At 45.9% G+C, this 12,156-nt stretch carries 15 protein-coding genes; 13 read left to right on the forward strand and 2 right to left on the reverse strand.

All coding sequences use genetic code 11. The features are described 5' to 3' along the window. The first annotated feature begins 203 nt into the window (after positions 1 to 203). From kefG to R7Q39_RS26795, 5 genes are all read left to right on the forward strand, one after another. Positions 204 to 797 carry a glutathione-regulated potassium-efflux system ancillary protein KefG gene (gene kefG / locus R7Q39_RS26775; RefSeq protein ID WP_017821749.1) on the forward strand — a complete coding sequence of 198 codons (594 nt, stop codon included), beginning with the start codon at positions 204 to 206 and terminating at the stop codon, positions 795 to 797. Then, complete coding sequence (kefB, locus tag R7Q39_RS26780; RefSeq protein WP_017633740.1) at positions 781 to 2,577, forward strand: glutathione-regulated potassium-efflux system protein KefB; 1,797 nt, start codon at positions 781 to 783, stop codon at positions 2,575 to 2,577. The genes kefG and kefB overlap by 17 nt, the downstream gene beginning before the upstream one ends. 33 nt (positions 2,578 to 2,610) lie before the next feature. Then, positions 2,611 to 2,811 carry a YheV family putative zinc ribbon protein gene (locus R7Q39_RS26785; protein ID WP_005381449.1) on the forward strand — a complete coding sequence of 67 codons (201 nt, stop codon included), beginning with the start codon at positions 2,611 to 2,613 and terminating at the stop codon, positions 2,809 to 2,811. Between the two features lie 92 nt (positions 2,812 to 2,903). Beyond that, complete coding sequence (gene slyD / locus R7Q39_RS26790) at positions 2,904 to 3,455, forward strand: peptidylprolyl isomerase (protein WP_005381451.1); 552 nt, start codon at positions 2,904 to 2,906, stop codon at positions 3,453 to 3,455. Positions 3,456 to 3,586: 131 nt separating this feature from the next. Beyond that, positions 3,587 to 4,528: an isoaspartyl peptidase/L-asparaginase family protein gene (locus tag R7Q39_RS26795; protein WP_031777285.1), complete on the forward strand. Its 942-nt coding sequence runs from the start codon at positions 3,587 to 3,589 to the stop codon at positions 4,526 to 4,528. A gap of 83 nt (positions 4,529 to 4,611) precedes the next feature. On the opposite strand, the gene R7Q39_RS26800 is transcribed toward R7Q39_RS26795, so the two are convergent. Both R7Q39_RS26800 and R7Q39_RS26805 read right to left on the reverse strand, forming a co-directional pair. Further along, positions 4,612 to 4,839 (reverse strand): SlyX family protein, encoded by a 228-nt coding sequence (locus tag R7Q39_RS26800; RefSeq protein WP_005381455.1) that lies wholly within the window; start codon positions 4,837 to 4,839, stop codon positions 4,612 to 4,614. Beyond that, complete coding sequence (locus R7Q39_RS26805; RefSeq protein ID WP_017633742.1) at positions 4,836 to 5,822, reverse strand: WD40 repeat domain-containing protein; 987 nt, start codon at positions 5,820 to 5,822, stop codon at positions 4,836 to 4,838. Before R7Q39_RS26805 ends, R7Q39_RS26800 begins: the two co-directional genes overlap by 4 nt. Before the next feature lie 128 nt (positions 5,823 to 5,950). On the opposite strand from R7Q39_RS26805, the gene fkpA reads away from it, so the two are divergent. The 8 genes from fkpA (at position 5,951) to fusA (ending at position 11,925) form a co-directional block, all read left to right on the forward strand. Continuing rightward, entirely contained in the window at positions 5,951 to 6,733 is a 783-nt protein-coding gene (gene fkpA, locus R7Q39_RS26810) for an FKBP-type peptidyl-prolyl cis-trans isomerase (RefSeq protein ID WP_017821751.1), read from the forward strand. A gap of 143 nt (positions 6,734 to 6,876) precedes the next feature. Continuing rightward, on the forward strand, positions 6,877 to 7,599 hold the full coding sequence (locus R7Q39_RS26815; protein WP_005382804.1) for a transcriptional regulator: 723 nt from the start codon (positions 6,877 to 6,879) through the stop codon (positions 7,597 to 7,599). Further along, positions 7,596 to 7,991, forward strand: coding sequence for a sulfurtransferase complex subunit TusD (tusD, locus tag R7Q39_RS26820; protein ID WP_053350707.1), 396 nt, complete (start codon positions 7,596 to 7,598; stop codon positions 7,989 to 7,991). The genes R7Q39_RS26815 and tusD overlap by 4 nt, the downstream gene beginning before the upstream one ends. Next, positions 7,988 to 8,344: a sulfurtransferase complex subunit TusC gene (tusC, locus tag R7Q39_RS26825; RefSeq protein ID WP_053350706.1), complete on the forward strand. Its 357-nt coding sequence runs from the start codon at positions 7,988 to 7,990 to the stop codon at positions 8,342 to 8,344. Before tusD ends, tusC begins: the two co-directional genes overlap by 4 nt. Positions 8,345 to 8,351: 7 nt before the next feature. After that, a complete protein-coding gene (gene tusB, locus R7Q39_RS26830) occupies positions 8,352 to 8,627 on the forward strand; it encodes a sulfurtransferase complex subunit TusB (RefSeq protein ID WP_053350705.1) in 276 nt (91 codons plus the stop codon). 177 nt (positions 8,628 to 8,804) lie between these two features. Next, a complete protein-coding gene (rpsL, locus tag R7Q39_RS26835) occupies positions 8,805 to 9,179 on the forward strand; it encodes a 30S ribosomal protein S12 (protein ID WP_004399892.1) in 375 nt (124 codons plus the stop codon). A 101-nt stretch (positions 9,180 to 9,280) separates the two neighbouring features. Continuing rightward, positions 9,281 to 9,751: a 30S ribosomal protein S7 gene (rpsG, locus tag R7Q39_RS26840; protein WP_005382796.1), complete on the forward strand. Its 471-nt coding sequence runs from the start codon at positions 9,281 to 9,283 to the stop codon at positions 9,749 to 9,751. Positions 9,752 to 9,825: 74 nt separating this feature from the next. After that, positions 9,826 to 11,925 carry an elongation factor G gene (gene fusA, locus R7Q39_RS26845; RefSeq protein ID WP_005382794.1) on the forward strand — a complete coding sequence of 700 codons (2,100 nt, stop codon included), beginning with the start codon at positions 9,826 to 9,828 and terminating at the stop codon, positions 11,923 to 11,925. The last annotated feature ends 231 nt before the right edge of the window (positions 11,926 to 12,156 follow it).

Here is a 12,156-nt window from a genome sequence, read left to right on the forward strand (position 1 = left end):
TTCATTCACTTTGCGCAGTGCGCGTTGCTTGGTTACATAGCGAAGTGGTTTCAATCGTTTTTAAAGCCACTTGGGTATATATCTAGCGGTGAATAGTAGGGGTATTGGCCGGAAAAGTCGATTGATTCGCTTTAATTGCATTATGCTGTACAAAAAAGTATAACAATTTGATAACGGATAAAAATAACCACAAGGACGACCATTTGGCTGTTGCACCGTCTATTCTCCCAAAAGTTCTGGTCATTTATGCTCATCCAGAGCCACATAACTCGATTGCCAATCAAGTGATGATAAAAAAAGCTCAGTCGCTTGATCACGTCACTGTGCACGATCTTTACGGTGTTTACCCCGATTTCTTTATTGATGTGAATTACGAACATGAGTTGTTGCTCGCTCACGATGTGATTGTATTTCACCACCCACTTTATATGTATTCATGTCCAGCCCTATTAAAAGAGTGGCTAGACCGAGTGTTAGGTAAAGGCTTTGCGTTTGGCGGAGGTGCGGCGCTAGAAGGAAAATACTGGCGCAGTGTCATTACAACAGGTGGTAAAGAAGAAGCCTTCAGCGCGAAGGGGTACAACAAATACCCACTTGAGCAAATCTTGCAACCGTTTGAACTGACGGCAGCCCTATGTCAAATGCACTGGATTGAACCACTGGTGTTGTATTGGTCAAGAAATGTTTCAGATATTGAACGCTACGAACATGCCGAGTTATACCGTGGATGGCTGAGTAACCCACTTGAAAACTGGCAAGCGGCAGAGCGAGGAGGTCAGTATGGCGATCACCAGTGAGTTTCTTCAAAGCAGTGTGGTCTTTCTTTCGGCTGCGGTTATTGCGGTGCCGATTGCTCAGCGCCTTGGGCTTGGCTCGGTTTTAGGTTATTTACTCGCTGGTGTGTTGATTGGCCCATGGGGGCTTGGCTTAATTAGCGACGTTGATGCCATTTTGCATTTTGCCGAGCTTGGGGTTGTGTTGTTACTGTTTTTGATAGGGCTGGAATTAAACCCTAAAAAATTGTGGCAGATGCGAGGGCCGATTTTAGGTTTAGGCGGTGCGCAGGTTGTGGTCACGACCGCCGTGATTGGTAGTGTCGTCAGTATGTTTGGCGTAAGCATGCAAGTGAGTTTAGTGATCGGGATGGGGTTGGCGCTATCCTCGACGGCGATTGCGCTTAAAGTCATTGAAGAGCAAGGGCTTAATGGTACCGAAACGGGGCAATCTGGTTTTGCGGTGCTGCTCTTTCAAGATATTGCAGTGATCCCGATGCTGGCGATGTTGCCCTTGCTAGCAGGCGGGCATAGTGGTGGAAGTTGGTTGGATGTCTTCACTATTTTAGGCAGTGTGGTAGCACTGTTGATTGGTGGTCACTTTTTACTACGTCCGCTATTTCGTTTTGTCGTGATGAGCGGCGTTCGTGAACTCTTTACCGTTGCTGCACTTTTAGTCGTGCTTGGCATTTCGGTCGTGATGCAAAAGCTCGGCCTTTCGATGGCATTGGGGACTTTTTTAGCAGGCGTTTTGCTGGCAGAGAGTGAGTATCGCCATGAGTTGGAAATCGCTATCGAGCCATTTAAAGGTCTGTTGTTGGGGTTATTCTTTATTGCGGTGGGCATGGCGGTAAACTTGGGGTTATTGGCATTACATCCTTTAGAGATTCTCGGTGCGGTGGTGGCTTTGGTCGTGGTTAAGGGTTTGGTTTTGTATGCATTGGCGAGAGCTGCCCGTGTCGGAGCCAAAGCGAGAAGCCGTATGGCTGCAATTTTGAGCCAAGGCGGTGAGTTTGCCTTTGTCATATTTACCGCGGCGAGCCAAGAGGGCATTTTGTCCAAAGAGCAAGTGGCGTTTCTGTTGGTGGTGGTCAGTCTATCCATGGTGACGACTCCTCTTTTGCTGATGGGACAAAAGAAGTGGTTTGCTCATACCCTGAATCAAGAAGAAGAGGGCATGACCACGAAAGTCGTGGATCGCCGACCACGCGTTATCATTGCAGGCTTTGGACGTTTCGGTCAGATCGTCGGACGTTTAATGTATGCCAATAAAATCAAAGTGACAGTATTAGAAAGTGATGCCAGCCAAATCCACCTATTACGTAAGTATGGTTACAAAGTGTTTTATGGCGATGCTACACAAATTGACCTATTGAGGGCTGCTGGCGCTGATAAAGCGGAAGCATTGATTATTTGTACTGATTCACCTGATGAGGTGATGGCCATCGTGGACATTTGTCGCGTGCACTTCCCGAAACTTAAGTTGTTAGCCCGAGCAAGAAGCCGTGTCGAGGCTTACCAGTTAATGAGTCATGGTGTAGAGAATTACTCTCGTGAAACATTTTTAGGGGCGCTAGATCTCGGTCGCCAAGCGCTCGTAGAACTGGGTATGCATCCTTATCAAGCAAAGCGGGCAGAAGCACATTTTCGCAAGTTGGATAATGCTATGCTTAAGGACTTATTGCCTCAACACAATGAAGATAAGAAATTAGCTCAAAGGGCGAAAGAGGCACGCAAAGAGCTAGAAGAAATATTTGGTCGTGAAATGGAGAGCGACCATCAGTCACCTAATCATTGGAAGTAGTACTTGAGCCAAGACTCAAGCTAAGGAAATAGCGTGAAAATCAAGAAACGTTTTATTGCAGGCGCTAGCTGCCCAAATTGCAGCCAGCAAGATACCCTGCGCTGGTGGATTGAAAATAACATCGAGTTAGTTGAGTGTGTCGAGTGTGAGTTTACAGAGCAGCGCAAACCACAATCTGTAGAGAAAAATAAACACTCAGATCAGGAAATGATCGGAATTTTTAAGCCGGAATAATTGAACTTCGATAATTGATCCCCATAATACACCCAGATATCTCAGTACTTAACCCCATTCAGGTTAAGTCAATTAATCTCCCTGGAGTTAGTATGAAAATTGAAAAGAACGTTGTTGCAAGCCTTGCATACAAAGTAATGATGGAAGACGGTGTCGTTGTTGATCAATCAACAGCAGAAGCACCCCTAGATTACCTTCACGGTCACAACAACCTAATCACAGGTCTTGAAAAAGAACTTGAAGGTAAAGTGGCTGGCGACAAGTTCTCAGTAACGGTAGCTCCTGAAGAAGCTTACGGTGAGCACAACGATGCGCTAGTACAGCGCGTTCCTGCGGACGTATTCCAAGGCGTTGAGCAAATCGAAGTGGGCATGCGCTTCCTAGCTGACACTGACCAAGGTCCAATCCCTGTTGAAGTAACAGAAGTTGACGGCAACGAAGTGGTTGTTGACGGTAACCATATGTTAGCTGGTCAAACACTAACTTTCGAAGTAGAGGTTATGTCTACACGTGAAGCAACAGCAGAAGAGATCGAACACGGTCACATCCACCAAGGTGGTGGCTGTTGTGGTGGTCACGATCATGACCACGATCACGAAGAAGAAGGCGGCTGCTGTGGCGGCGGTAGCTGTGGTTCTCACTAATCATAAGCTCCTTCACTAGATAATCTTATCTAGCAAAGCTTTGAAAAGCGCAAGTTGAGTTTTCAACTTGCGCTTTTTGTTTATCTAAGGTGTAGTGCCAACCATACAAGGAATAACAGTTGGACAAAGTGATGACGAAACCTTTCTCGATTGCCATTCATGGTGGTGCGGGCACCATCTTGCGTGAACAGATGAGCGATGAGCTGCAACAATCCATCTTGGCGGATTTAGAAGCTGCGGTAAAAGCGGGACATCAAATTCTAGAAACGGGCGGTGAAGCCTTAGATGCCGTCGTAGCGGCAGTGAAAGTATTGGAAGACTCTCCTAACTTTAATGCGGGTAAAGGCTCAGTGCTGACCAACAACGAAATGGTTGAAATGGACGCTTCTGTGATGGATGGGCGAAACCTTGCAGCAGGTGCGGTCGCAGGTGTTCGTCATATTAGAAACCCAATTGAGCTCGCTCGTGACGTGATGCGAAACAGCAATCATGTGTTGTTGGTGGGTGAGGGCGCAGAGAAGTTTGCTTTTGAGCAAGGCCATGAGTATACCGAGCAAGATTACTTCTTTACTGATCGCCGTTATGAGCAGTTGCTGTCTATGCGTGAGAAAGGACTGTTTGCTTTGTCGGAATCTCGTTACCCAGATGACCGTAAGCACGGTACGGTTGGTGCGGTAGCGTTAGATCAACAAGGCAACTTAGCCGCTGCCACCAGTACGGGTGGCGTGACGAATAAGAAATACAACCGAGTCGGAGATTCGGCTCTGATTGGTTGTGGTACGGTGGCCGAAAATGGCGTTGTGGCAGTTTCCACTACGGGTGTCGGTGAGTTCTTTATTCGTAAACGTGTTGCGGAAGACGTTGCAGCACGTATGCGTTACTTACAAGAAGATATTCATACGGCTTGTGAACACATTATCCAAGGTGCTCTCAAACAGATGGGCGGAGAGGGCGGTTTGATTGCCATTGATGCTAAAGGTGAGATGCACTTTGCGATGAACAGTTCTGGCATGTACCGAGCAGGCATTAATACGCAAGGCGAGCTGAGCGTTAAAATCTACGCCGACGAATAGCTTCTTCTTGAGTACCTTCTTAAGTAATTAATACAACAAAGCCCAGAACATGTTCTGGGCTTTATGCTATTTGAGCCTGCATTTTAATAATGCGGTGGTGGGGTTTCTTCTGACGGATCGGCTAAATTCGACGAGTCCATATTTTTTACTTTACCTACCACATATTTCATCTGATCGAGCATCTTGGTAATTTGCAGTTGTTGCTGCGATAAAGCGCCGTTCAGATCTTCAATAGTCTGTTCTTGGAACGCAAGCTGACATTCTAAGTCATTAATGCGTGCTTCCAATTGCTGAATGATTTTTTCTGTCATGATCCGTTCTCTAACTGCCAAGCTTGGGCAATACCTGCTGAAGTAGCAGTAATTACGCGTTGTTTTGAATCAAAGGCTGCATCATACACGACCGCACGGGGAGGGCGAGTGTCTTTTTTGGGCTCCACTTCAAATCCACTCATTCGTTTTCCGGTTTGAGTATCCCATATCGACACACGGCCAGAAGGGCTTCCTGTGACTAGTTGAGTCCCGTCGTCAGAAAATCGTGCGGTAGAGAAAATTAATTGGCGTGACCAACTGCTCAACTGTGTGACTTCTTGTCCAGTTTTTAAATTCCAAACAATCGCTTGGTTTCCGCCATCAGATGTCATTGCTAATTTTCCATCTCTTTGCAGGGCCACGCGAACAATTCGTTGTTCATGTTCGAAGGTTCGTAGTACTTGTCCGGTTTCGGTATCCCACAGATACGCTTTATAGTCATTACCTCCGGTTAGGGCGAAGCGCCCATTAGGAGAAATGGCCACGGAATTGACTTTTTCACGATGCGCAAGGAACTCCATGCGACGCCCGGTGACTAAGTTGACATAAATTGCTTTACCGTTGGATAACCCAAGCAGAACTTGTTCACCATTACTGGTGATATCAACGTCGCGAATGAGCGCATCAGAGATAGACCAAAGGCCTTCGGATTGCGTCCAGCCTAGGTCCCAAACTGCGAAGTTCATTTGGCTTGCTGTAATTGCGTAGCGACCATTGTCAGATATGCGGATATGGGAAACCACATTGGCATCGGCATCGAGTTCACCCAGATTGGCTAGTTGTTCATTTTGCTCTAGGTCCCACAACATCAAATGACGTTGTTGAGAATAGAGCAGAGCAAACCGTCCATCTCTGCTAAGTGCGAAGCTCGTCGCACCTTGAGGTTCTATCGGCCAACGCTGCACTTCACGCTCGGCGAAAAAGCAACCATTTAACGTGGTGATGACAATTAAATATAGGAATAAATGAAAAATTCTTTGCATCACATCTAATAATCCGGTTTGTGTCTTAAGACATATAGCTAGTATATTGGTATAACGATTGTCTTCACTAGTCTCATAGAAGATTTGTGCACAACAACCAATGGCAGAGCCATTATTGGGAGAATTTAATGAAATCAGTTTTAAAAGTGTCGCTACTTGCTGCAACAGTTATGCTAGCGGTAGGTTGTCAGAAAGAAGAAACTAAAACAGAAACCGCACCTCAAGCAGAACAAGTTCAAGCAGAAACCGGCAAAGCGGTTCACTTTAAAACCGACGACGACAAAGCGGCATACGCAATCGGTGTTTCATTTGCTAACTACCTAAGCACAAGCATCGACAAGCCAAGCGAAATCGGCATTAATCTTAACAAAGATTTGGTACTAAAAGGTATCGAAGACGTCTTCAAAGGCAATGCTGAATTGAATGAAGAAGAAACACGTGCAGCACTAGAATCTCTAGACAAGCGTGTTGCAGAAAAGATGCAAGCACAAGCGGCTGAGAAAGCAGCTGAAGCGAAAAAAGCTGGCGATGACTTCCGTGCTGAGTTTGAGAAGCAAGAAGGCGTAGTGAAGACAGATACAGGTCTTCTATACCAAGTAATGACACCAGCTGAAGGTGAGAAGCCAAAAGACACTGATACGGTTCAAGTACACTACAAAGGTACTCTGATCGACGGTACTCAGTTCGACAGCTCATACGATCGTGGTGAACCTGCAACGTTCCCACTTAACCGTGTAATCCCAGGTTGGACAGAGGGTGTTCAGCTAATGCCTGTGGGTTCTAAATTCAAATTCGTTATCCCGCCAGAGCTAGCATACGGTGACCAAGACACACCAAGCATTCCTGCTAACTCAACGCTAGTATTTGAAGTTGAGCTGCTAAAAGTTGAGAACGACAACGCAGAGCAATAACAATAAGCTGCGATAAGTTATTGAAAAAGGTCCGTTTAACGGGCCTTTTTTGTTCTAGGTCACTAGTTGGTGAGTTTGCTAGGTTGCTTTTCAAATTTTCTGATAAACTTACACCAATTTGTTGATTTTTCGCTCGAAGGCTTATGACAACTACAGAAACAATAAACGCGGAGATGTTGCTCGAAATGGAATCCGTTAACGTGATGCCGTTTACCGAGCACGACAAAATCATTTTAAGATCTTATGAGGCGGTCGTGGATGGTATCGCCAGCCTGATAGGTCCATTTTGTGAAATCGTTCTTCACTCTCTAGAAGACTTAAATACCTCTGCAATTAAAATCGCTAACGGTGAAAACACGGGGCGCCAAGTCGGCTCACCAATCACTGATTTAGCGCTTAAGATGCTAAAAGACATCGAAGGCTCGGAGCGCAACTTCTCACGTTCGTACTTTACCCGTGCAAAAGGTGGCGTGTTGATGAAGTCGATTACTGTCGCCATTCGTAATGGCGAAAATCGCGTGATTGGTTTGTTGTGTATCAACGTCAACTTGGATGCGCCTTTCTCGCAAGTCCTTCAGTCTTTCATGCCGACGCAAGAAGCGAAAGAAGCGGCTTCCTCGGTCAACTTTGCTAGTGATGTAGAAGAGCTGGTGGACCAAACTGTTGAACGCACCATCGAAGAGATCAATGCGGATAAGTCCGTGTCTAACAACACCAAAAATCGCCAGATCGTGATGGAGTTGTACGACAAAGGTATCTTCGATATTAAAGATGCCATCAACCGTGTCGCGGATCGCCTTAATATTTCAAAACACACCGTTTACTTGTACATTCGTCAACGTAAAACCGAGGATGATGAAAGGTGAGCAAACTGACTTACACGTTAGTGGTGAATGGTCCCGTTTATGGCAGCCAGTCAGCGCGCAGTGCTTATCAGTTCGCCAAAGCGGTGATAGAGCAAGGCCATCAGCTAGTGAGCGTCTTCTTTTATCAAGATGGTGTGACTAATGGTACTGCTTTGAGTGTGCCAGCCAACGATGAGTTTGATCTCAATAAGGCGTGGCAGTCTTTGGCTAAAGAGCATAGTGTTCGCCTAGAAACTTGTGTCGCGGCCGCTTTGCGTCGCGGGATTGTAAGTGAAGAAGAAGCGAATCAACATGGTTTGGTTCAGAACAATCTAGCCGATGGTTTTGAACAAGCAGGCTTAGGTAGCCTAGCTGAAGCGATGTTAACCCAAGACAGAGTGGTACAGTTTTGAGTCAGTTAACTTATCTATTTCGTAGTGCGCCACATGGCAGTGCAGCTGGTCGTGAAGGTGTGGATGCACTGTTAGCCGCGTCGGCTTACTGTGAAGATATCAGCGTCATTTTCATGGGGGACGGGGTATACCAGCTTCTACTCGGACAAGACCCCAACAATATTTTGAGTAAAGATTACGCGCCGATGTTAAAGCTTTTCGATTTATACGACATCGAACAAGTCTTTGTGTGTTCAGAGTCGTTAACCCAGCGAGGTTTGGCGCAAGCGGATTTAGTCATTGAGGCCCAAGCGTTAAGCTCAGAACAGCTCAAAGATAAGTTACGACACGCTGGCAAGCTACTGTCTTTTTGAGGAAGTTATGTTACACATCATAAAAACAGTCTCTGCTCTAGAAGACGCCATGCCCTTATGCAGTGAACAGGATGACATCTTACTTATAGAAGATGCAGTGTACGCTGCTAACTCGCAACATAAAGCATTTTCCCACCTAAAAAACCGCAGCGTATTTGTGTTAGAGAGCGATACTCAAGCTCGCGGTATTGCAAATCGTATCAGTCCATCGCTGACGATTGTGAATTACTCAGGCTTCGTTGAGCTAACAGCAAATCAGGATAAATCCCTAACTTGGGATTGAACAAGATTTGCTGTCGACAAAGCTTTACGGATGAATTGTTCTAATTGAACAAAAAAGATCCGTATATTTCTTGACACACCTCTCACTGCTGCATAGAATTTTGCGTCCCTAACTGCATTGGCAGTTGGGGATAGATTTTTCACAAAGCTTACTTTCAAGTAAATCAGGAGCTAGTTAATGGCAACTATTAACCAGTTGGTACGTAAGCCACGTGCAAAGCAAGTTGTTAAAAGCAACGTGCCTGCACTAGAAGCGTGCCCACAAAAACGTGGTGTATGTACTCGTGTTTACACTACTACACCTAAAAAACCTAACTCAGCACTTCGTAAAGTTTGTCGTGTACGTCTGACAAACGGCTTCGAAGTTACATCGTACATCGGCGGTGAAGGTCACAACCTTCAAGAGCACTCAGTTGTTCTAATCCGTGGTGGTCGTGTTAAAGACCTTCCAGGTGTGCGTTACCACACTGTTCGCGGCGCACTAGACTGTGCTGGCGTAAATGACCGTAAACAAGGTCGTTCTAAGTACGGTGTGAAGCGTCCTAAGTCTTAATGGATTCCGTTAAGTAAGGCCAAACACTAAATTATTTTTAATTTTTTGAAAAAACTGAAAAGTTTTGGATAAAACCTGAAGAAGACAACGGAGATAAATCCATGCCACGTCGTCGCGTCATTGGTCAGCGTAAGATCCTTCCAGATCCAAAATTCAAATCTGAATTGCTGGCAAAATTCGTTAACATCCTAATGGTTGACGGTAAAAAATCTACTGCAGAGAAAATCGTTTACACTGCACTAGATGCTATGGCTGAAAAGTCTGGTAAAGACCACTTAGCTATTTTTGAAGAAGCTCTTGAAAACGTTCGCCCAGCGGTAGAGGTTAAATCTCGCCGTGTTGGTGGTTCAACTTACCAAGTACCTGTAGAAGTACGTCCGGTTCGCCGTAACGCACTTGCTATGCGTTGGTTGGTTGAAGCTGCGCGCAAGCGTGGTGAAAAATCTATGGCTCAACGCCTAGCTGCTGAAATGCTAGACGCGTCTGAGAACAAAGGTACTGCGGTTAAGAAACGTGAAGACGTGCACCGCATGGCTGACGCAAACAAAGCGTTCGCTCATTACCGTTGGTAATACCTTCTGTGCTGCGAGGTTCTCTCGCAGCACTTTTTATACTCTAAGGTACACCTTAGTAAGAGGATACAATCGTGGCTCGTAAAACTCCTATTGAGCTATACCGTAATATCGGTATCTGTGCTCACGTAGATGCAGGAAAAACAACCACAACTGAGCGTATTCTGTTCTACACTGGCCTTTCTCACAAAATCGGCGAAGTTCACGATGGTGCAGCAACCATGGACTGGATGGAGCAGGAGCAGGAGCGTGGTATCACTATCACATCCGCTGCGACTACTACATTCTGGCGTGGTATGGAAGCACAGTTCCCTGAGCATCGCGTAAACATCATTGATACCCCTGGACACGTTGACTTTACTATCGAAGTAGAGCGTTCTCTTCGTGTACTTGATGGTGCTGTGGTTGTGTTCTGTGGCTCATCTGGTGTTGAACCTCAGTCTGAAACTGTATGGCGTCAAGCAGACAAATACCACGTTCCACGTTTGGTATTTGTAAACAAGATGGACCGTGCGGGCGCAGACTTCCTACGCGTTGTGAACCAAATTAAGAATCGTCTTGGTGCGACTCCTGTTCCGATCCAGCTGAACGTTGGTGCGGAAGATGAGTTCAGAGGTGTCATCGACCTTATCAAGATGAAAATGATCAACTGGAATGATGCCGATCAAGGCACTTCGTTTACTTACGAAGACATCCCAGCTGACATGATTGAACTTGCTGAAGAGTGGCGCAACCACATGGTTGAATCCGCTGCTGAAGCTAGCGAAGAGCTGATGGACAAGTACCTTGAAGAAGGTGAATTGACTGAAGCTGAGCTCAAACAAGCTCTACGTACTCGCACACTAAATAACGAAATCGTACTGGCTACTTGTGGTAGTGCGTTTAAGAACAAAGGTGTTCAAGCGGTACTGGATGCAGTAGTTGAGTTCTTGCCATCGCCTGTTGACGTACCTGCAATTAAAGGTGTCGACGAAAGAGAAAATGAAGTTGAGCGTCATGCTGACGACAACGAACCTTTCTCAGCGCTAGCGTTTAAGATTGCGACTGACCCATTCGTGGGCACGCTAACTTTCATGCGTGTTTACTCCGGTGTTGTAAACTCGGGTGACGCTGTTTACAACTCAGTAAAAGAGAAGAAAGAGCGTTTCGGTCGTATCGTTCAGATGCATGCGAATAAGCGTGAAGAAGTGAAAGAAGTTCGCGCTGGTGATATTGCAGCTGCTATCGGTCTGAAAGACGTAACAACAGGTGACACACTGTGTGATCAGAACCACAAAGTGATTCTAGAACGCATGGAGTTCCCTGAACCAGTTATTCAGATTGCTGTAGAGCCTCGTTCTAAGGCAGACCAAGAGAAAATGGCTATCGCGCTAGGTAAACTAGCCGCGGAAGATCCATCATTCCGCGTGGAAACGGACGACGAATCAGGTCAGACTCTGATCTCAGGTATGGGTGAACTTCACCTAGACATTATCGTTGATCGTATGAAGCGTGAATTCAGCGTTGATTGTAACGTTGGTAAACCTCAGGTTGCTTACCGTGAAACCATTCGTGGTAAAGCGGAAGTTGAAGGTAAGTTTGTTCGTCAATCAGGTGGTCGTGGTCAATACGGTCATGTTTGGGTCAAACTTGAGCCTTCTGAGCCTGGTGAAGGTTTCGTATTCGTAGACGAAATCGTGGGCGGTGTGATTCCTAAGGAATACATCAGCTCGGTATCGAAAGGTATCGAAGAGCAAATGAATAGTGGTGTTCTAGCGGGTTACCCTGTACTAGATATTAAAGCTACACTATTTGATGGTTCTTACCACGATGTAGACTCAAGCGAGATGGCGTTTAAGATCGCTGGCTCGATGGCATTCAAGAAAGGTGCACTAGAAGCACAACCTGTGATTCTAGAACCTATGATGAATGTCGAAGTAACCACTCCGGAAGACTGGATGGGTGACGTTGTTGGTGACCTAAACCGTCGTCGCGGTATCATTGAAGGCATGGACGAAGGTGTGGCTGGTCTTAAGATCATCCGTGCTCAAGTACCACTATCCGAAATGTTCGGTTACGCAACTGATCTACGTTCTGCAACTCAAGGCCGTGCGTCTTACTCTATGGAGTTTCACGAGTACGCTGAAGTGCCGAAAAACTTCGCAGATAAAATTATTGCAGAGCGTGGTTACTAATTGACGATTGAACTGCAAAAAGTTTACGACTTTTTGCGAGATCAGGGCGTCCAAATATTGCGCTAACGGGCGTTGGCGCATAAAATAACAATTTCTGGCGCGTCGTCGATCAATAATGATCACGACGAATCATAACTAGGAAGGAACACGATCGTGTCTAAAGAAAAATTTGAACGTACGAAACCGCACGTTAACGTTGGTACTATCGGCCACGTTGACCACGGTAAAACA

The organism is Vibrio sp. 947 (assembly GCF_033339115.1).
In the GTDB taxonomy this organism is placed as follows: domain Bacteria; phylum Pseudomonadota; class Gammaproteobacteria; order Enterobacterales; family Vibrionaceae; genus Vibrio; species Vibrio alginolyticus.